The 20183-nt window shown below is 68.0% G+C and carries 19 protein-coding genes, 2 tRNA genes and 1 pseudogene; 8 read left to right on the forward strand and 14 right to left on the reverse strand.

Features of this window, described 5'->3' with window-relative positions:
* Positions 1-28: 28 nt before the first annotated feature.
* From BKA15_RS03995 to BKA15_RS04005, 3 genes are all read right to left on the reverse strand, one after another.
* Positions 29-101: transfer RNA gene (locus BKA15_RS03995), tRNA-Glu, on the reverse strand.
* An 80-nt stretch (positions 102-181) separates the two neighbouring features.
* Positions 182-253 (reverse strand) — tRNA-Gln (locus BKA15_RS04000).
* 30 nt (positions 254-283) lie between these two features.
* The gene (locus BKA15_RS04005) at positions 284-1282 is read right to left on the reverse strand and encodes a VanW family protein (protein ID WP_179748300.1); all 999 of its coding nucleotides are present in this window, start codon (positions 1280-1282) and stop codon (positions 284-286) included.
* A gap of 267 nt (positions 1283-1549) precedes the next feature.
* On the opposite strand from BKA15_RS04005, the gene BKA15_RS04010 reads away from it, so the two are divergent.
* The 6 genes from BKA15_RS04010 to BKA15_RS04035 all read left to right on the forward strand — a co-directional run bounded on the left by BKA15_RS04010 (position 1550) and on the right by BKA15_RS04035 (position 9326).
* Complete coding sequence (locus BKA15_RS04010; protein WP_179748302.1) at positions 1550-3376, forward strand: ABC transporter substrate-binding protein; 1827 nt, start codon at positions 1550-1552, stop codon at positions 3374-3376.
* Positions 3373-4461: an ABC transporter permease gene (locus tag BKA15_RS04015; RefSeq protein ID WP_179748304.1), complete on the forward strand. Its 1089-nt coding sequence runs from the start codon at positions 3373-3375 to the stop codon at positions 4459-4461. The genes BKA15_RS04010 and BKA15_RS04015 overlap by 4 nt, the downstream gene beginning before the upstream one ends.
* A gap of 5 nt (positions 4462-4466) precedes the next feature.
* Complete coding sequence (locus tag BKA15_RS04020; protein WP_179748306.1) at positions 4467-5396, forward strand: ABC transporter permease; 930 nt, start codon at positions 4467-4469, stop codon at positions 5394-5396.
* Positions 5389-6249 (forward strand): ABC transporter ATP-binding protein, encoded by an 861-nt coding sequence (locus tag BKA15_RS04025; protein WP_179748308.1) that lies wholly within the window; start codon positions 5389-5391, stop codon positions 6247-6249. Before BKA15_RS04020 ends, BKA15_RS04025 begins: the two co-directional genes overlap by 8 nt.
* Entirely contained in the window at positions 6246-7163 is a 918-nt protein-coding gene (locus tag BKA15_RS04030; RefSeq protein ID WP_179748310.1) for an ABC transporter ATP-binding protein, read from the forward strand. The genes BKA15_RS04025 and BKA15_RS04030 overlap by 4 nt, the downstream gene beginning before the upstream one ends.
* Before the next feature lie 144 nt (positions 7164-7307).
* Positions 7308-9326 carry a DUF4185 domain-containing protein gene (locus BKA15_RS04035; protein ID WP_179748312.1) on the forward strand — a complete coding sequence of 673 codons (2019 nt, stop codon included), beginning with the start codon at positions 7308-7310 and terminating at the stop codon, positions 9324-9326.
* A 138-nt stretch (positions 9327-9464) separates the two neighbouring features.
* Here BKA15_RS04035 and BKA15_RS04040 read toward each other — a convergent pair whose 3' ends face one another.
* From BKA15_RS04040 to BKA15_RS04050, 3 genes are all read right to left on the reverse strand, one after another.
* Positions 9465-9749: a DUF6247 family protein gene (locus BKA15_RS04040; RefSeq protein WP_179748314.1), complete on the reverse strand. Its 285-nt coding sequence runs from the start codon at positions 9747-9749 to the stop codon at positions 9465-9467.
* A gap of 54 nt (positions 9750-9803) precedes the next feature.
* On the reverse strand, positions 9804-10790 hold the full coding sequence (locus tag BKA15_RS04045; RefSeq protein ID WP_179748316.1) for a hypothetical protein: 987 nt from the start codon (positions 10788-10790) through the stop codon (positions 9804-9806).
* Positions 10791-10857: 67 nt separating this feature from the next.
* Positions 10858-11640 carry an SDR family NAD(P)-dependent oxidoreductase gene (locus BKA15_RS04050; protein ID WP_218871058.1) on the reverse strand — a complete coding sequence of 261 codons (783 nt, stop codon included), beginning with the start codon at positions 11638-11640 and terminating at the stop codon, positions 10858-10860.
* A gap of 164 nt (positions 11641-11804) precedes the next feature.
* Between BKA15_RS04050 and BKA15_RS04055 the strand changes: the two genes are divergently transcribed.
* A complete protein-coding gene (locus BKA15_RS04055) occupies positions 11805-12338 on the forward strand; it encodes an RNA polymerase sigma factor (RefSeq protein ID WP_179748320.1) in 534 nt (177 codons plus the stop codon).
* The gene (locus BKA15_RS04060; protein ID WP_179748322.1) at positions 12335-12994 is read left to right on the forward strand and encodes a cell envelope integrity protein TolA; all 660 of its coding nucleotides are present in this window, start codon (positions 12335-12337) and stop codon (positions 12992-12994) included. The genes BKA15_RS04055 and BKA15_RS04060 overlap by 4 nt, the downstream gene beginning before the upstream one ends.
* A 54-nt stretch (positions 12995-13048) precedes the next feature.
* Here the strand turns inward: BKA15_RS04060 and BKA15_RS04065 are convergent, their stop codons facing one another.
* The 8 genes and pseudogenes from BKA15_RS04065 to BKA15_RS04095 all read right to left on the reverse strand — a co-directional run bounded on the left by BKA15_RS04065 (position 13049) and on the right by BKA15_RS04095 (position 20133).
* A complete protein-coding gene (locus BKA15_RS04065) occupies positions 13049-13567 on the reverse strand; it encodes an SRPBCC family protein (protein ID WP_179748324.1) in 519 nt (172 codons plus the stop codon).
* 363 nt (positions 13568-13930) lie between these two features.
* Complete coding sequence (locus BKA15_RS04070; protein ID WP_246322251.1) at positions 13931-15004, reverse strand: IS30 family transposase; 1074 nt, start codon at positions 15002-15004, stop codon at positions 13931-13933.
* Between the two features lie 57 nt (positions 15005-15061).
* Positions 15062-15349: pseudogene (locus BKA15_RS37195) on the reverse strand (hypothetical protein); the annotation flags it as partial.
* Between the two features lie 93 nt (positions 15350-15442).
* Positions 15443-16285 (reverse strand): siderophore-interacting protein, encoded by an 843-nt coding sequence (locus tag BKA15_RS04075; protein WP_179748326.1) that lies wholly within the window; start codon positions 16283-16285, stop codon positions 15443-15445.
* Between the two features lie 35 nt (positions 16286-16320).
* Complete coding sequence (locus BKA15_RS04080) at positions 16321-17385, reverse strand: CPBP family intramembrane glutamic endopeptidase (RefSeq protein ID WP_179748328.1); 1065 nt, start codon at positions 17383-17385, stop codon at positions 16321-16323.
* Positions 17382-18890: a glutamate--tRNA ligase gene (gene gltX, locus BKA15_RS04085; RefSeq protein ID WP_179748330.1), complete on the reverse strand. Its 1509-nt coding sequence runs from the start codon at positions 18888-18890 to the stop codon at positions 17382-17384. The genes BKA15_RS04080 and gltX overlap by 4 nt, the downstream gene beginning before the upstream one ends.
* A 21-nt stretch (positions 18891-18911) precedes the next feature.
* Complete coding sequence (locus BKA15_RS04090; RefSeq protein ID WP_179748333.1) at positions 18912-19733, reverse strand: fumarylacetoacetate hydrolase family protein; 822 nt, start codon at positions 19731-19733, stop codon at positions 18912-18914.
* Between the two features lie 22 nt (positions 19734-19755).
* Positions 19756-20133, reverse strand: a complete 378-nt coding sequence (locus BKA15_RS04095) for a YciI family protein (RefSeq protein ID WP_218871059.1) — start codon at positions 20131-20133, stop codon at positions 19756-19758.
* Between the last annotated feature and the right edge of the window lie 50 nt (positions 20134-20183).

The following is a 20183-nucleotide window of genomic DNA, read 5'->3' on the forward strand; positions in this document are numbered from 1 at the left end:
TTCCTGGTGAGGGGCGCTTTACCGCTCGTAGCCCCGACGGGATTCGAACCCGCGCTACCGCCTTGAGAGGGCGGCGTGCTAGGCCGCTACACAACGGGGCCCTAGCTGCTGATCGTCTCCGATCAGCCTGCGGAAGACTACCAAAACGCTCTGCGATCCAGCGAATCGGAAGCTTCCGTCGCTGGGGTACTAGGACTCGAACCTAGACTAACTGAACCAGAATCAGTCGGGCTGCCAATTACCCCATACCCCATCGGCCGCTGCCGCGGCACGAGGATGAACTTTACTGTACGACCTCGGCCTCGCCCAAACCGGCGGGTCGGCGCGCCGCCGCGGCCACTCCGGGCGGTGGGTACTTGATCATCGCGCAGTTCTCCTTGATCAACTCCTTGCGGACCTGGTCGCCGGTGCGGCGGTCGATCACGTTGCGCCAGATCTCGTTCATCCGGTACCACTGACCGCGGTAAGGGACGAACTGCTCGTCGACCGCGAACACCTTGTAGGACTCGTTCTGCGGCCGGTCGGACCGGATCTCGCCGACCAGATGGCGGTCCCCCACCGACACTCGCAGCTGGTAGGTCGCGGGCCCCTCGTTGCGGAACCGGAAGTCGACGTAGTTGTAGTAGATCGTGCAGCCGACGCCCCAGGGCAGCACCCGACCGTCGTCGGGGAACGGGTCGAAGGAGTGCTCGGAGCGTTCGGTCACCACCAGCGGCGTGTGCAGCACCAGCCAGTGCAGCAGGTTGGCCAGCTGACAGATCCCGCCGCCGACGCCGGCCTTCGCCTCGCCGTTGTCGAGCAGCATCCCCTCGATGTAGCCCTTGCGACGGGAGGTCTTGCCGACGGTCCGGCAGAACGAGAACTCCTGGCCGGGCTCGATGATCAGACCGTCCAGCCGCTCCACCGCGAGCCGCAGGTTGGTCACCTTGTTGTGCTGCATCCACATCTCGGACTGGCCGAGCTTCCGCAGCAGCAGCGACTCATGGTGCTTCACCCGGACCGGCAGATCCTCGGCCTGGCGCCGGCTCGCCCACTCGATGCCGGACGCCGCCCAGTACGCCCTCCGGCGCAACCGGCGCAGCGCCACGGCGGCCGGGAACAGGACCGGGAACCGCTCGGTCAGCCTCGCCTTCCGCTCCCGCAGTGCCGCCGGCAACCGGAACCCGTCCGGCAACGCAGCCTCTTTCCCGCCCGCGCCCGGCGCCCGATCCTCCGCTGTGCCCTGAGCCTGTCGAACGGCAGCCGCACCGTCACCGCCGGCGTGGTCGAACTCCACCCGCATCTTCCCTCCCCGACCTCGTCACCGATCCGTCCGGTACGAATACGCCGTGACGGTAGGCCCGCGTTGCATGCCGATCGCACATTTCGTTGCCGACTTGTTGTGCAAGGAGCCCCCCGGAAGGGTTGACGAATCCGCCGGTTCCACGATGCGGACGAAGCGGGCTGCGGGCCGTGAGATGGACCTTGACCAGAACAACTAAAAGGGATTGATTTAACCAACTCGGATTTTCAGATCCCCGCAACGTTGCGCCCGAAGGGATGGTCTGCCATGGCCCAGTACGAGAATGTGCGAGACGTACTCGATTATCAGTTCAACCGCCGCGGGCTGCTCGGCCTCGGCGGCGCGGCGGCCCTCGCCGGTCTGGCCGGATGCTCCGGCGACGACGGCGGGTCGTACGGTGACGAGCCGACCGGCTCCAGCAAGCCCTCGCCGACCGGGACGGTGAAGATCGCCAAGGCGAACATCCCGACCCCGCGGGAGCAGACGCTGATCGTCGGCCAGACCGAATACACCGTCTTCAACAGCTGGAACGGGTTCGTCCCGAACGGGGTCCCCTCCGGCTCCGGCATGGACGTGTTCTGCAAGGAATACCTCTTCTACCTCAACCTGGCCACCGGCGAGCGGATCAACTGGCTGGCCACGAACTACAGCTACAACCCCGACTTCACCGAGCTCACGCTGAACCTGGAGCCGCGGGCCAAGTGGAGCGACGGCGAGCCGTTCACCTCCGCGGACCTGCAGTTCACACTGCGGCTGCTGCGCGACCGGAAGGACCTGCTCGGCGGTGGCGGTGACTGGGCGGAGTTCCTCAAGGATGTCGCGACGCCGGACCCGCAGACCGCTGTCCTCCAACTCAAGAAGTCGAACCCGCGGATCCACTACGGCTTCATCACCACGATCCTCGGCTCGTTCGACGTCCGGCCGAAGCACATCTGGGAGAAGCAGGAACCGACCAAGTTCAAGGACAACCCGCCGATCCGGACCGGCCCGTACGTCCTCGACGAGGCGATCCAGAACCAGAAGATGTTCGTCTGGAAGAAGAACCCGGACTACTGGAACAAGGAGAATCTCGACCCCAAGCCGGAGTACGTGATCTACCAGAGCACCGCGAAGCAGGCCGACGCGGCGGCACTGGCGTTCGAGCGGGTCCAGATCGACGTCGGGTCGATCAACGAGGAACACGCCAAGCAGCTCCGGGCCGAGGGCTACCCGAATCTGATCACGACCCAGTTCAACGACCCGTGCCCGCGGGCGTTCTGGCTGAACAACGATCCGTCCCGGGGCCTGATCTCCGAACCGAAGATGCACTGGGTGGTCAGCTACCTGATCGACCGGCCCAAGATCGCCCGGGCGGTCTGGCCGGTGGAGACCGCGCCGGCCCAGTACCCGTGGGCCGACTACGCCAGCCTCGAGCAGTGGAAGAACCCGGCGATCGCCGACAAGTATCCGCTGACCTACGATCCCGCCAAGGCCGCCCAGCTGCTGGACGAGATCGCCCCCAAGGGTACGGACGGCAAGCGCACCTACAAGGGCAAGCCGGCCACCATCGAGATCATCACGCCGGTCCCGGTCGACGGCCCCGAGTACGTGATCGGCACGATGCTCAAGACCGAGCTGGACAAGCTCGGCGTACCCACGACGATGCGCAGCCTGAGCGGCTCGGTGCACGACGAGAAGTTCCAGAAGGGCGAGTTCGACATCGCCGACAACTGGGTCTGTCACATCTCGCAGGACCCGGAGCAGCTGTATCGCGACCTGGAGAGCGACCGCGCCCAGCCGGTCGGCAAGAACGCGGTGGACAAGAACAAGACCCGGTTCCGGAACCCGCAGCTTGATCAACTCTCCAAGCAGCTGGCCAACATGGATCCGACCTCGCCGGAGGCCAAGCCGCTGCTGGACCAGGCGCTGGAGATCTACTACCAGAACCTGCCGGTGATCCCGATCATCCAGACCGGGTACCCGCAGTACTACAACACCACGTACTGGAAGGGCTGGCCGACCGACGAGGACCTCTACCAGGTCCCGCTCAACTGGTGGGGACACTTCATGTTCGTGATCGGCAGGTTGGAGCCCACGGGCCAGGTCGAGCCGTGAGTGCCGACACGGCGGTCCGGGAGCGCAGCAGCCCCGGGCCGGCGAAGACACCTGTCCTGCGCGGGTTCCTGTCCGCCCATCCCCTGCTGGAGTACGGGATCCGGCGGTTCGGCCTCTATCTGGTCGAGCTCTGGGGCTCGCTGACGATCGCGTTCTTCTTCTTCCGGCTGATCCCCGGCGACCCGGTGCAGACGTTCATCCAGACGCTGGCGCAGAACTACGTCTACAACCAGCAGGCCAGCCAGGAAGTGATCGACAAGTACCGCGAGGAGTTCGGCCTGGACGGCAACATCTTCGTCCAGTACCTGCGGTTCATGCAGCGCTTGATCTTCGAGCAGGACCTCGGCCCGTCCTTGATCAACTATCCGACGCCGGCCTTCGAGGTGGTCGGCCAGTCGCTGCCCTGGACGGTCGGGCTGCTCGGCATCTCCGCCGTGCTGGCCTTCGTCCTCGGCATCCTGGCCGGCGCCGTCGCCGGCTGGCGGCGCGGCAAGATCGGCGCCGAGGTGGCCACCACGACGTCGATCGCGCTCGGCCACGTGCCGTTCTACTTCCTGGCGTTGATCTTGGTCTACGTCTTCTCCTACCTGCTCGGCATCCTGCCGAACCGCTCGGCGTACGACTCCGCGATCCCGGTCGCCTTCTCCCCCGAGTTCATCGGCAGCCTGATCCAGCACGGGCTGCTGCCGGCCGGCTCGATCGTGATCATCGGCGTGTTCAACTGGCTGCTGTCGACCCGGATGCTGATGGTGCCGATCCTCGGCGAGGACTATCTGCACTACGCCGAGGCGAAGGGACTGCACCCGAACCGGATCCTGACCCGGTACGCGTTGCGCAACTGCTACCTGCCGCAGGTGACCGGCTTCGGCATCTCGCTCGGCTTCATCTTCAACGGCAACCTGCTGGTGGAGCAGCTGTTCAACTACCCCGGTCTCGGCTTCACCCTGGTCACCGCGATCAACCAGCTCGACTTCAACACGGTGCTCGCCGTGACCACGATCTCGATCTTCTTCGTCCTGACCGCGAACCTGATCCTGGATCTGCTGCTTCCGCTGCTGGATCCCCGAGTGAAGTACTGGCGGTGATGATCATGTCCTCATCCGAAGTCGCCGACACCGGTCGGCCCGATGTCGCGGGCGGGGCCCGCCGGTTCGTCGCCGCGGTCGGCCGGACCATCGCCGGCAGCCCGAAACTGCTGGCCGGCCTGATCATCATCGCCGCGCTGGTCCTGTTCGCGCTGTCGGCGCCACTGATCGTCGGCGCGATCGGTCAGGGTGCCGACCCGATCGAGATCGCCGCGTACCGGAAATGGCTGCGGCCGTCCGCGGCGCACCCGTTCGGCACCGACCAGTTCGGCCGGGACGTACTGGCCATGGTGGTCAAGGGCACCGCGGTCTCGTTGCAGATCGGCGGCATCGCCGGCGTCATCTCGACCGCCGTCGGCGTCGTGGTCGCGTTCATCGCCGGCTACAAGGGCGGCTGGGTGGACAGCGTCCTGTCCACCTTCACCGGCATCCTGCTGGTGATCCCGACCTTCCCGTTGCTGATCGCGCTGTCTGCGTACACCCGCGAAGTGACGCTGTTCCAGGTCGGCCTGATGTTGTCGATCTTCGCCTGGCCGTTCGCGGCGAAGACGATCAGGTCGCAGGTGCTCAGCCTGAGATCCCGGCCGTACGTCGAGCTGGCCAAGGTCAGCAAGGCCCGCGACCTGGAGATCATCATCAAGGAGTTGCTGCCGAACCTGTTGCCGTACATCGGCGTCGGCTTCGCCAACGCCGCGCTCGGCGCGATCTTCGGCCTGATCGGTCTGGAGGTGATCGGTCTCGGGCCGTCCGGCGTGATCGATCTCGGTCACCTGATCTTCAACGCGATCAACACCGGCGCCCTGACCCTCGGCGCCTGGCCGATGTTCGTGGTGCCGATCGCGCTGCTGACTCTGCTGTTCGCGGCGCTGAACCTGATCAACATCGGGTTGGAAGAGGTCTACAACCCCCGGCTGAGGAGTGTGACCGGTGCCTAGCGACTCCGAGAAAGCAACGGACAACATCCTCGAGGTCTCCGACCTCACGGTGGAGTACGCGACCAGCACCGGCGCCTTCACCGCCGTCCAGGGCGTCGACCTGGACGTCCGGCGCGGCGAGATCCTCGGCATCGCCGGCGAGTCCGGCAGTGGCAAGAGCACCCTCGCGCTGGCCCTGCTCCGCCTGCTCAAGCCGCCCGGCCAGATCGCCCAGGGCTCGATCACGTTCCGGCCCGACGGCGGCACGCCGGTCGACCTGATCAAGACCCAGGGCCGCGCCCTGCGGGCGCTCCGCTGGCGCAACCTCTCCTATCTCCCGCAGGGTTCGATGAACTCGCTCAACCCGGTGATGCGGATCCGGGACCAGTTCGCCGACGTGATCATCGAGCATGCGCCGAACCGGAAGGGCGAGGTGCGGGAGATGGTGCCGCGGCTGCTCCGCCAGGTGGGGCTGGAGACCCGGGTCGCCCAGATGTATCCGCACGAGCTGTCCGGCGGCATGAAGCAGCGGGTGCTGATGGCGATCTGCGTCGCGCTGGAGCCGGACCTGATCATCGCCGACGAGCCGACGACCGCGCTGGACGTGACGATCCAGCGGGTGATCCTTCAGAGCCTGGCCGATCTTCGCGAGCAGTACGGGGTCACGCTGGTGGTGATCTCCCACGACATGGGCGTCCACGCCCAGTTGGTGGACCGGGTCGCCGTCATGCACCGGGGCCGGATCGTCGAGGTCGGCGACGTCTTCCAGGTGTTCGACGCACCCAAGGACGACTACACCCGCGGCCTGATCGCCTCCATCCCCCGGATGGAAACACCCGAACGGTCGGGCCAGGAAGAAGGAGCGGTCCGATGACCAATACGCCCGCACCGGAGTCCAAGATCATCGAGCTGCGGCAGGTGCAGCAGCGGTTCCACGCCCGCGGGGCGGCCGGCGGCTACCTCACCGCGGTCGACGACGCCACCTTCGACCTGACCTCGGAGCCGCCCCAGGTGATCAGCCTGGTCGGCCAGAGCGGCAGCGGCAAGAGCACGATCGCCCGGAACATCCTCGGCCTGCAGAAGCCGACCGCCGGGACGATCACGTACAACGGGCAGGACATCTACCGGCTCAGCCGGGCCGCCTCGGACGACTACCGGCGCAACGTCCAGCCCGTGTTCCAGGACCCGTACGCGATCTTCAACCCGTTCTACCGGGTGGACCGGGTGTTGCAGACCGCGGTGAAGAAGTTCCGGCTGGCCAAGACGCCCCAGGACGGCCTGGAGTTGATCAAGGAATCGCTGGAGGCGGTCCGGCTGGACCCGGAGCAGGTGCTCGGTCGCTATCCGCACCAGCTCTCCGGCGGCCAGCGGCAACGGATCATGCTGGCCCGGATCCACATGCTGCGGCCGGCGTTCGTGATCGCGGACGAACCGGTGTCGATGCTGGACGCCCAGGTGCGCAAGGCTTTCCTGGACATCCTGCTCGACTTCCAGGAGACCTACCGGATGACGACCCTCTTCATCACGCACGACCTGTCCACGGTGCACTATCTGGGCGGCGACGTGATGGTGATCCACCGCGGTGTCATCGTCGAACGCGGCAAGGTCAGCGAGGTGATGACCCGGCCGAAGCACTCCTACACGGCGCAACTGCTGGCCTCGGTGCCGATCCCCGACCCGAACCGGCGCTGGAAGGACCGGATCAACCTGGCCGAGGTCGAGGCCGAGGAGGAGGAAGGAGCCGCTACCGTGGCACCAGATCCGGAACAGGCCGGACGGCTCTCCTAGGAACGAACCGAGGAACGAAGGGATGACACGATGCGGTGTCGACTGGCGGGATCACCGAGAACACGCGGGCTGAGCCTGTCGAAGCCCCCGACCAGGACCCTTCGACAGGCTCAGGGCACGTTCGTGATCGCTATCCTTCTGATCATGATCGGTGCGTCCTCGGCGTGGGCCGAGCCTCGCGCGACCCGCCAGGAGGCCGAACCGAGCGACTGGATCGGGACGGCCTGGATCGAATCGGCGGAGCGGTACGGCACCGCGGCCGACGGTGATCTCTGGCCGTCCTGCTGGGCCGACGACGACAACCTGTATTCGGCCTGGGGCGACGGACGGGGCTTCGATCTGGACGGCGCCTTCTTCGACATCGGGGTCGCCAAACTCACCGGGCCCGCCGATGATCTTGCCGGCGCCAACCTCGCGGTCGGCGACGATGTGGGCCGGGTCTGGACCACCGGCGGTTACAGCCGCAAGCCGACCGGCATGGTCTGCGTCGGCAACACGCTCTACCTCGCCGTGCAGGACCTGTCGCACAACTTCGACGACGCGCCGGCCGCGACGATCGCGAAGTCCGAGGACGGCGGGAAGACCTGGACCTGGGACGAGACCGGGCCCATGTTCGATGATCATGTCTTTACGACGATCTGGTTCGCCGACTACGGCAAGGGCGGCGCCTGGGCACCGGACGGCTACGTCTACGCGTACGGGCTGGACGGCAACTGGCGCGACTCCTATCGTGACACCGTTCCGGATCCGACGGACCTGTTCCTGGCCCGGGTGCCGGCCGAGCAGGTCGCCGACCGGACGGCCTGGGAGTTCTTCTCCGGCACGGCTTCGGCACCCGCCTGGTCAGCCCAGATCGATGATCGGAAACCGGTGCTGACCGACGAGCGCCGTGTCTATCAGCGGATGTTCGATCAAGGTCTGCGGAACGATCTTTCCGTGCTGTCGCAGGGACACGTGCTGTACGACAAGCCGCTGGGCCGCTACCTCTACTCGAGCTGGTCGGAGTATGCGCACCACCTGTACGAGGCGCCGCAGCCGTGGGGGCCGTGGCGGCGGATGGCCGACCGCGACTACACCGCGCTGAACCTGCAGCCGGAGATCTTCGGCGGCTACGGCACGACGCTGCCGTCGAAGTTCCTGTCCGAGGACGGGCGGTCGATGCTGCTGCAGTCCAACGTCTGCTGCGGCCTGCCGAACCCGAGCGTCTCCTACCACTACTCGCTGCGGCGGGTCGAGCTGGTCCCGCTGCGGGACGGTCCGGCCGACAACCCGGTCGCCGATGTTGATCTTGGCCGGCGGGACGATGCCGTACCGGTGTCGAAGTCGGCCCGGCAGCCGGACCTGGAGGCGCTCCGGGACGGGTCGGCGAAAAGCCAGGTCGATGATCGCGACGGCGAGGTGAAGGACCAGGGCTGGTGGGGCTACACCTGGCCGGAGCAGGTCGACCTGAACCGGGTCGACTTCACCACCGGGCGGGCCGGCCGGGACGGCGGTTGGTTCGTCTCCACGCCCAAGGTGCAGGCCCGGGTGGACGGCCGTTGGGTCGACGTCCGCGGCCAGTTGATCAGCCCGGCCTTCGTCGCCGGCCGGGCCGGCGCCCGGAAGGCGTACACGTTGCGGTTCCCGACCGTGTCCGCGACCGGGGTCCGGCTGATCGGGCCGGCCGGCGGTGATCACCGCTACACGTCACTGGCCGAGCTGTCCGCCTCGCACCGGCAGCAACTGATCGACGGCGGCTTCGAACAGACCTCCGACTACGGACCCGTCTGGGGCTTCGAGGGCAAGGCCGGCCACGGTTTCGACGGCGGCGGCAACCTGTCCCACTCGGGCGAGAAGAACGCCTGGGTCCGAACCTCGGAGACGCTCGGCGAACAGTACGTGACCCAGCGGATCAGCGTCGTCCCGGGCAGCAAGATCGAACTGTCCGGCTGGTTCCGTACCTCAGCGGTGGTCCGGCGGGTGATGATCGGCGCCCGCTGGGAGGGCGGCGAGTCGATCAAGGAAGTCGCACCGACGGTCGCGGACAGCTACCTGAAGCAGTCGACCGTGATCGAGGTCCCGGAGGGCGTCGACACGATCACCGTGCTGCTCGGGTACGGCGCCGACGGCGGAGACGCGATCCTGCAACTGGACGACATCGCGCTACGCGCGGTCGAGGGCTGAACTAACCCGCCCACACCAGGTTGAAGATGTAGAGGATTTCGGCGTCATCGTCTACGTAGAACGAGATCAGTCCCTCGTGGTCTCGTTGGAGTTCGTGGAACTGCAGCATTCCCTGGGCGATGAGTTGCGCCCGATAGGTCACTTCCAGTCGTCCAGCCCGGGAACCGGCGTACCACTGCCCGGTCGTGCTCGACTCGCTTCCAGGAGCGACCGCTCGAACTCGGGGTTGCTGTAGGCGATTGATCGCAGCCTCCAAAGACGAAGCAGGAGCCGGAGTTCTCCCCAATGCTGAACCTCGTGTGCCGCCTCGAGTGCCGCGTGGTAATCGTCGAGAAAGCTCGAATGCCACTTCTCGGGAAGCACCCGCAAGATCTCAGCGGGGTCCTCGGGGTCGCTGTCGTCGTGGACCGGCTGTGCGCTCATGATGTCAGCTTAGGGCCGACCACCGACATCGCAGCCGAGTTGGGCCCAGACCCGTCACCGGCGGAGTCGGGTGATCCAGTACTCGGCGGTGCCCGGGTCCGGCACGCCGAAGCGGGCGTTGACCGCCCAGAGTGCGCCGCCGGCCAGGGTCGCAGTGGACGGGACGTCGAGCGTGTCGGCCGTCCGGGTGCCGCGCCACTGTGCGCTCCAACCGGTGCGGGAACGATCAAGCGCCAGCACCGAGATCTCGGCCTGACCGGAGCCGCGGACCACGTAGATCGTCCGGCCCTCGATCAGCAGCCCGTCGCCGGCGGTGATCCCGGGACCGCCGTGCACCGGCACGTTCCTGGTGTCGCCGGTCCGCGGGTCGACCTGCCAGAGGCCGCCGACGGCCGAGTTGTTCAGCAACAGGGAGCCGTCGGGCAGCTCGCGGATGCCGTTCGCGTTGACGCCGGAGCCGCTGCCGGCCGGCCAGTCGCCGCCGAGCGGGAGGAAGGTCGGATCGGACCCGGTCGGTCTGCCGGTGCGCCGCAGCGCGATCTTGGTCAGCCGGTCGGGCACCAGCCGCGAGTCGGTGACCCAGACCGCGGACCGGGTGATCACGAGATCATTGAGGAACACCGAGCCAGGCACCGGGATCGCCGTGACGACAGCCCCGGACCAGGCCTGGATCGCCCAGACGAAGCCGGCTGCCTGGACCTGACCGGCCACCCAGAGCAGCCCCGTCCGGTGATCGAACATCATTCCGCGCACGGCCCGGCCGGGCTCACCGGGCCAGAGCGGCTCCAGCCGCCCGGCGCGCAGGCTGCCCGCGACCACCGCGCCGTCGGCGAGCGACCCGACGTAGCCGCGGGTGCCGGGACCGGAGGCGATGCCCTCGGGTCGGAACCCGTTCGGCAGCGCAACCGTCTCCGGCAGCCGGTTCGAATGATCTTGAGGGTGCCGCCCGAGTGCCTCCGCGTGCGTACCCATGCCCGCAGCCAGTGCGAGTCCTCCGGCGCCGATCAACAGTGACCGCCGCGAGGTGAGTCTGGCTTCCATGATCACACTCTACGGCCGGCCGGGAGGCCCCGGAACCCCTTTCCTGCGGCGAATCCCGGCCCGGACGTCAGCCGATGTGGCCGGAGACCGCGGCCAGCCCGCCGTCGGCGGACAGCATCGTCCCGGTGATGTACGAGGCGTCGTCGCTGGCCAGGAACACGATCGGGTGCGCGATCTCGACCGGCCGGGCCTGCCGCCGCAGGATGCCCGGGCCGCCCTTGTGCGGCTCCAGCCGGCTGAGATCGATCTCCCTGCCCTCTGCCCGGAGCCGGTTCTTGTGGAAGTCGGTCAGCGTCGGACCGGGCAGCACGGCGTTGATCCGGATCCCGGCCTCGGCATGATCACAAGCCATCGCCCGGGTCAGCCCGAGCACGCCCGCCTTCGTGGCGTCGTACTGCGCCATCCCCTGCCGGCCGACGATGCCGTTGGCGGAGGACACGTTGACGATCGCGCCGCCGGGCGGCATCAGCGGGATCAGGTGCTTGCCGGTCAGCCCGACACTGATCAGGTTAGCCGCGACGATCTGCTGCCAGGACTCCACGGTCGCGTCGGTGACCGGTCCCCAGAGCCGCGCCGCCGCGTTGTTGATCAAGACGTCGACCCGGCCGAACTCGATCCGGCACCGGTCGGCCAGCGCCCGGACGTCCTCCTCGTCGGCCACGTCGACCCGGACCGCGATGGTCCGCGGCGCCCCGAGCTCCAGGAGTGCGGCTGCGGTCTCGTCGGCCAGCCCCTGGTCCAGGTCGGCGACGACGATCGACCCGCCCTCGGCGGCGATCAGCTCGCCGGTGGCGCGGCCGATGCCCGCAGCTCCGCCGGTGACGACGACGACCTTGTCGGTGAACCTCATGATCATGATCCTTTCGACGGCGTACCTCACACTCTCATTGCCGACCGGGATGTCAAGATCGCGTCCCGCCCGCCCGAACCGAAGATTCCGGGTCGGCTGACAACCGATCGGGTCCGCCCGGTGTATGTCACGGTGAGGGAATCGAAACCGATCACGGGAGGGCGATGAACGGGCGAGACGCGGAGTTCACCGACTTCGTCACCGCGCACCGAACCAGGTGCCGGCGCGCGGCGTACCTGATGTGCGGTGACTGGGGACTCGCCGAGGACATCGTGCAGCAGGCGCTGATCAAGCTCTACCTGGCCTGGCCACGGGTCCGGCCGGAGGGTGCCGAAGGGTACCTCCGGCGGATCATCGGCCGGACCGCGATCAACGAGTGGCGCAGCGCGTCGAGGCGGCGCACGGTGCCCGACGACGCTCTGCTCGAGCTGGTGGACGAGTCGACACCGCTGGCGTACGAGGAGCGTTCGGCACTGCTCGACGCACTGCAGCAGCTGCCGGCCCGGCAACGACGGATCGTCGTGCTCCGACACTGCTGGGGCTGCTCGGTCGCCGAGGTGGCGAAGGATCTCCGCATCACCACCGGCACCGTGAAGAGCCAGACCTCGCGAGCCCTCGAACGCCTCAACACGATCTTGTCAGCACAGCTCGGAACACCGGCGGACCCCGTCGGCACCGGAAGGAACGGACAACCATGAGCCTTCATCATGATCAACAGGACACCATCGACTTCACCGAGTGCTACGTGGGCGAACCGCCGGCCGGCTCGGTCGCCGATGATCTTGCTCGGGCCCGCTCGGCGCGGCAGCGTCGCCGCCGCAACGCCGGTGCAGCCGCCGGCGGCATCGCGGCCCTGGCCCTGTCCGCCCTGCTGATCGGCACCCTGCAGAGCGCCGGCACGATCAGCCAGCCGGCCGACCAGCCCAAGCCACCCGCCGCGACTGCCAGTCGTGATCAAGAGCGCACCGGGCCGGAGCGGGAGGGCACCAAGGAGGAGGCCGCCAAGCGGCAGGCCGAGGCCGAGCGGCGCGCTGCCGAGCAAGCCGAAGGCGAGAAACGCGCCAAGGAACGGGAGCAGAAGCAGGCCGAAGCCGAGAAACGCGCCGCCGAACAGGAGCAGAAGCAGGCCGAAGCCGAGAAACGCGCCGCCGAACAGGAGCAGAAGCAGGCCGAAGCCGAGAAACGCGCCGCCGAACAGGAGCAGAAGCAGAAGGGCGGGGCCGCCGAGCGCGAAGCCGCGGAGAAGGCGGCGAAGCAGGAGGCAGCCGAACGCGAAGCGGCGAAAGCCGCGAAGGACGAAGCGGCCAAGCGGCAAGCCGAAGAAGAGGCGAAGCGCCGAGCCACCGAGCGCTGACCGACCGCTGCGCCGAGCGGACGCGTTGACCGACAAACCGAGGTCGAATCGAGGTCAACGCGTCCGCTCAGTGTGGTCAGTTTGATCTTGGGTCCTTGCCGGACCGAGCGCGGCGGCCAGCCGGTCGATCGACTCCTGCAACTGGCGGCCGTCGATCACGGGCAGGTGCTGCAGCATCGCGAGATGGGTGAAGCGGGACCAGTCGTAGGCGTGTCGCACCAGGGTCCGGTCAGCACCGAGCGGTTCCAGGTGCCAGGTCCACGTGTGGCCGGCCGGGACCGCACCGGGCTCCGCCGGAGCCCAGCCGATGGCGCGGCCGGGTTCAAAGGTCACCACGTGGTTCTCATCCTGGTGTTCGCCCTTGAACTCGTTGCAGATGTTCATCACGAACACGTCCCCGACCCCGGTGATCACGGCATCCGATGCGGCGCCGCGAACCATGCCACTGGTGTCGAGCCGGGCATGGTTCCTCGGGTCGCTCAGGAAGCGGAAGATGTCGCCGACCGGGGCGTCGATCACCCGGCCGGCCTCGAGGGACCTCGGATTCTCGCGTACCCATCGATCACGCGTCATACCCGGGACTGACCTCGAAGACACCGAGAACTCATCGGCCAACCCCGCTGCGCAGTGAACTTCCGCCGGTGAGTGGGAGTGCTCGCCGGGAGTTGACCGTGTTGGGGATTCAGCCCGTTCACCAAACGACACGTACTGCTGCGGATTTCCGCCGCCACGAGAGGCCCGTCGCAGATTCCGCGGCGACAGGCTGCATCGACCGGACGGCGCCGACCTGAGCCCTCGACGCGACAACCCTGCGCGTCCCGTCCGGTTCGCACCAGTCCAGGCAGGAGGTGGTGTCACAAATCTGCAAGGCAACCACTGCCCGAAGGCCGGCGGATTCAAGCTGCTTTCGCAACAGTGATTAGTTGAGCAAGCTTCTCAGCGGGGGTCTGGTATCAAGATCTTGCGGGGGCGGGTGTTGAGGAGGTGTTCGGCTTCGGCGACTTGCTCGTCGGTGATCTTGGTGAAGTCGGTGCCTTTGGGGAAGAACTCTCGGAGCAGGCCGTTGCCGTTCTCGTTGGTCGGGCGTTGCCAGGGCGAGTGGGGATCGCAGAAGAACACGGGGCAACCGGTCGCGATGGTGAACCGGGCGTGGTCGGCCATCTCCACGCCTTGGTCCCAGGTCAGGGACCGCCACAACGCTGCCGGGAGCCGGGCGGCCATCTCGGTGAGCCGGTCGGTCACGGTCGCGGCGTCATGGACGGTGATCCGGCTGATCAGGCAGAACCGGGTGGTGCGTTCGAACAGGGCGATCAGCGCCGAGCGTTGGTTACCGCCGCCGATGATCAGGTCGCCTTCCCAGTGACCGGGCACGGCCCGATCCTCGGCCTCGGCCGGGCGGGCGGTGATGGTGGCGGTGCCGATCCAGGACCGGTTCGACCGTGGTCCGAGTTTGGACCGTGGCCGGCGGCTGGTCCGGCCCGACCGCAGCGCTTTCTCCACGGCCAGTTCGTGGCGTAGCGCCCCGGCGCCCTGCACGTAGAGGGCCTGGTAGATCGTTTCGTGGCTCACCTGCATAGCGTCACGCCCGGCGAAGTCCAGGGCCAGCCTGCCGGCGATCTGCTCGGGTGACTGCTTGGCATTCAGCCGGGCGATCAACTCGTCCCACAACTCGGTCCCGGGCCTGATCTTGACCCGGTCCGACTTCGGCCGACGACGCCGCTCGTCGGCCAGCCGCTGGGCGATCTTGGGCCGGTAACGACCGTCCACGCTGCCGGCCTCGATCTCACGCTTCACCGTGGACCGGTGCACCCCCAACGCCCGGGCGATCGCGGCAGGCCGCCACTGGTCCCGGAGCCGGACCGCGATCACCACCCGCCCGGCCAGCGTCAACCGGCCGTTCTCAGCCAGATAGTCCCCCTCCGGCAGCACCCGCGGAGGCCGCGCCCGCGGTGACCGCCGAAACGCACTGACCCCAGCGATCCCGCCGATCCGGCCCGGCTGCAACTCCATACCGGCCAGATTGGCCCACCGCACCACGCTCCGATAGGAAATCCCGACCCGGCGCGCCGCACCACGACACGACTCACCCGCCGCCACCAACGCCAACACCCGCGCCCGCACTCCAGCATCGACCGCCACAACAACCTCCCAAGACCGTTGTTGCGACGACCGTCTGAGCCCGCCGCCGCGAAATCGATGGCAAGGCCTGTTCCATTGCAGGTTTGTGTCACCTGGGCCAAGACGCGGCCTGACCTTCCACGCTCGACGTTGGGCCGCCCGGCACCGGGCCCCGTCCGACCTGCAACGCCCTTGGGCCCCATTCCGCAACAGGCTCAAAGTCCGGCTGAAACTCACTCCGGGTGTGCGCCTCGAGCCAGGTCAGGACCGCAAGACTCGTTCGCGATGGTTCCTTACTGACCGAACTCTGCAACGCCCTGCGGCGGAATCTCACCGAAGACTGCGCCAGTAGCCGCAGAACATGACGCGATCTTTCGGGGTGCCGGTTCGGACCCAGTGCCGGCGGAGGCCGGAGGCCAGCGACTGCTCCCCCACCACCCAGCCGTAGCCGGTGCTGTCGGGGCCGGCGAGGTCGGTGGCGACGGCGAGGGCGGCTTGGCCGGGGACGGCGGTCGGGTCGGCTCGCGTCACCCAGGTGACCTCGACACCGAACGGCACCGGCAGCTCCTGCCGGTCGCCGAGCGCAGGCACTTCGATCACGGCGACGCCTCGGGTGCCCTCCGGCAGCGAGGCCAGGATGGCGGCGGTGGCGGGCAGTCCGGTCTCGTCGGCGACCAGGATCACCCGGTCGGTGTCCGGCGGCGGGTTGAAGCCGACGCCCTCGTCGAGGATCGCGGCCACATCGCCCGGCTCGCACGTGTCTGCCCAGACCGTGGCCGGGCCAGCGGTGGCGTCGTCGCCAGAGCCGTTCGAACCCGAGCCGTGCCGGACGAAGTCGATGTCGAGTTCCGGGCCCTCGGGACCTATCGGCCGGAAGGCCCGCACGGTGTAGTTCCGCAGCACCGGCCGCTCCAGCTTGGCCACGGTCAGGAAGCGCGCGTACGACAGCGTCGTGAGCCGGCTCGGCACCCGGTCCAGGGTGCCACCGGGCACCGGCAGGAACAGCCGGAACCACTGGTCGAAGCCGAGCGGCACGAACCGTTCCAGCTCCGCTCCCCCGACGGTGACCCGCACGAAGTGCTCCGAGATCAGCTCCCGGCGCAGCACCCGTACCGTGATCAACTCGGTGGTCTCCGGCTTGATCCGTCGAGCCGTGAGATTCGTCCGCGCCACAGCAACCCTCCTCGCAATGAGAAGGTTAGGTTACCCTATCCAAACTGCTGTTGGGGCAGCGGCGGAACGGTTCGCCTGATCTTGAGCCGGGACGCGACCAGCAAGGCCAGCAGGGCGAACAGGGCGAAGCCGCCGACGTCGAAGGCCGCGTTCTCCCAGCCGATCTCGCGGATCCCGCGGGTCGCGGAGATCGTCCCGGTCAGCCCGGCCAGCAGATAGGCCAGCACGTTGTTCGCGACGTGTGCCCCGATGCCCGCCTCCAGGCCGCCGGTCCGCCAGACCAGGATCGCGGCCAGCAGCCCGAACGCGAACCGGTCGACGAACAGCGCCGGGTTCTGCACGCCGTGGAACAGCGCGAAGATCAACGACGAGGCGAGGATGCCGAACCATGGAGTCTTCATCACGCTGCCCAGCGCCTGCAGCAGGTAACCGCGGAAGAAGACCTCCTCGGCCGCCGCCTGCAGCGGCGAGGTCAGGATGATCACGATCAGGAACAGCCAGAAATGATCATTGAGCTTGATCACCGGGACGCCCTCGACCAGCGTCGAGAGTCCCTGGATCAGCACCGGAGCGACGATGCCGAGGGCAAGGCAGATCGCGAAATAGCGGCCGCGCAGGTGTGACTGGACCGAGATCAGCCAGCGCGGATTGACCCGGTGGACCAGCGGCATCAGCACCGCGCAGATCACGATCAAGGTGGCCAGGCCGAGGTTTGCGCCGAGCATGCCGACCGGCGTCTCGAACCGCGTGGCGGCCGCCACATAGTCCCCGTACGGTGTCTGCGGCGAGCCGACCGCCCAGAAGCCGAACACGATGGCCTGGTTGATCACCGTCGTCAGGAGCAGGAACAGGGCCAGGCCGCAGGCGACGCCGAGTAGCGACCGCCACCAGGCCGAACCGGGCACCCGGAGCAGTTGCGGGTACGTCAGCCCGGCGGCCGGAACCTCCAGCGCGTCGTCGAACCTGCCGCCCGGAGCGCTCCCGGCGGACGAGGCCTTCGGCTGCGGCCGCGGCGCCGGAGGCTTCGCGGGAGCCTTCGGTTCGGCCGCGCCGCCGCGGACCGCCGGATTGCCGGACCGCTGCCGGCGTCGATCGTTCATCCGCCGAGGCCTGACCGCGCCGCGGTGAGCCGGGCCAGCGTCGACTCGCGCCCGAGCAACTCCAGGGACTCGAACAGCGGCGGCGAGATCCGCTTCCCGGTGACCGCGGCCCGGACCGGGCCGAACGCGTGCCGCGGCTTCAGGCCGAGGCCGTCCACCAGGGCCGACCGCAGAGCGGCCTCGATCGCCTCATGATCGAATTCCTGGAGTCCGGACAAGGCGGTGATCGTCGCGTCGAGGACCGGGACGGAGTCTGCCTTCAACCCGGCGTCGGCGGCGATGATGATCTTGTCGTCGGCGGTGAACAGGAAGTCGATCATGGCGACCGAGTCGGACAGCGTGTTGATCCGCTCCTGGATCAGCGGCGCCACGTCGGTGATCAACTTCCGCTCCGCATCGGTCGCCGGGTCGCCGATCAGGCCGGTGCGGCCGAGGAATCCGGACAGGTGCTCGACGAACTCGGCGGGCGCGAGCATCCGGATGTGCTCGGCGTTGATCGCCTCGCACTTCTTCGGGTCGAACCGGGCCGGGCTGGCGTTAACCTTGCGGATGTCGAATGCCTGCACCATCTCGGCGATGGTGAACACGTCGCGGTCGTCGGCGATCCCCCAGCCGAGCAGGGCGAGATAGTTGAGCAGCCCCTCCGGCAGGTAGCCCTTCTCCTGGTACTCGGCCAGGCCGCCGCCCTGGTCCCGCTTGGACAGTCGCTTGTTGCCCTCGCCCAGCACGGTCGGCAGGTGCCCGAAGATCGGGATCCGGCCCGGCCCGACGCCGATCTCCGCGAGGGCCCGGTAGAGCACGATCTGGCGCGGCGTGGACGGCAGCAGGTCCTCGCCGCGGAGCACGTGGGTGATCCCCATCAGCGCGTCGTCGACGGGGGTGACCAGCGTGTAGAGCGGATTCCCGTTCGCCCGCACGATGACGTAGTCCTGCTGGTGCGCGGCGTCGAACGAGACGTCGCCGCGGACCAGGTCGGTGAACGTGATCGCGCCGGACTCGGGCATCTTCATCCGGATCACGTACGGCTTGCCCTGGGCCTCGAACTCGGCCACCTGCTCGGGCGTCAGGTTGCGGTGGATGCCGTCGTACCCCTGCGGAGCGCCCTTCGGCCGGTCCTTCTGCCGCGCCTCCAGCTCGGCGGGCGTGTCGAAGCACTTGTACGCCAGCCCCGCCTCGAGCAGCTTCGCCGCGACCTCGGCGTGGAGCTCACGCCGCTCCGACTGCAGGTACGGCCCGAACTCCCCGCCCTTCTCCGGACCCTCGTCCCAGTCCAGACCGAGCCAGCGCAGCGAGTCGTAGATGTTGCGGTAGGACTCGGCCAGGTTGCGTTCGGCGTCGGTGTCCTCGATCCGCAGGACGAAGGTGCCGCCGTGGTGCCGGGCGAAAACCCAGTTGTACAAGGCACTCCGGACGTTGCCGATGTGCAGGTTGCCGGTCGGCGACGGCGGGAACCGGACGCGGACCTGTTCGGGTGCCAGGTCACCCAGCACCGGGTCGGGGGTCATCGAGCTTTCCTTACGGTTCGTTCAGGTGGTCGGAGTGCTGGTCCCGGAACCGCCGGTGACCAGGTTGGTCAGGATACCGATCCCGTCGATCTCGACGCTGACCTCCTGGCCCGCCTTCATCACACCGACGCCTTCCGGGGTCCCGGTCAGGATCACGTCGCCGGGCAACAGGGTCGTGTAGGAGGAGATGTATTCGATCAACTCCGGGATCTTGCGGATCATCAGGCTGGTCGAGCCGTGCTGCCGTTCCTCGCCGTCCAGCGTGGTCCGGATCGTGAGGTCGCTGACCTCCTCGATGCTCTGGTGGGTGGTGATCCAGGGACCGAGCGGGCAGAACGTGTCGTACCCCTTGGCCCGCGCCCACTGGCCGTCGGACTTCTGCAGGTCCCGGGCGGTGACGTCGTTGGCGACCGTGTAGCCGAAGATCACGTCCTTGGCCCGGGCGGCCGGCACCTCCTTGGCGATCCGGCCGATCACGATCGCCAGCTCGCCCTCGAAGCTGACCTCGTTGCTGGTGTCGGGATGGATGATCGACTCCCCCGGGCCGATCACCGACGTGTTCGGCTTGAAGAACGTGAGCGGTACGGCCGGCACCTCGTTGCCGAGCTCGGCCGCATGCGCCGCGTAGTTCCGGCCGACCGCGACGATCTTGCTGCGCGGGATCACCGGGGCGAGCAGCCGGACCGCGTCGAGCTCGATCCGTTCGCCGGTCAGCTGGACCGGCGTCGCGAGCGGGTCGCCGTTGAGCACCGCCACGGTGTCGGGATGCTGGCCGCCGTCCTCGGCGAGTTCGACGATGCCGTACTGCGGGTCCGATCCGGTCGAGAAACGAGCGATACGCATGGCGACACAGTAGCCGCAGCCGTCAGCCCGGCTGGTGGGCGTGGTGGTACACGTCGAGCAGCGGCCGGACCTCGATACTGCACGGCGCCGGCAGCAGCCGGGCCGCCGCCACAGCCGCCTCCAGATCGGGCTGCTCGATGACATAGATCCCGTGCGGCTGCAGGTCCGTTTCGGTGTACGGTCCCGGAGCCGCGACCCGGTCGGCCGCTGACCCCGGCCGCAGCGTGACGGCCTGGTCGGGACGGGCCAGGGCGTCGCCGTAATGCACCGACCCGCGTTCCCGCACCGTGGCGACGAAGGCGCCGTAGGCATCGAGCACCGCCTGCTGCTCGGAGTCCGTCATCGCCTCCCATCGATCGAAGTGGGCCGGCTCCGCCATCGTGATCAGAAACATGGGCATGGTCCGATCATCGCAGCCGGAGTCACCCGCGCCGGGCCGACTCAGGCATA

Origin of the sequence: Microlunatus parietis, from assembly GCF_013407955.1 — a bacterium.
Lineage (GTDB): Bacteria > Actinomycetota > Actinomycetes > Propionibacteriales > Propionibacteriaceae > Microlunatus > Microlunatus parietis.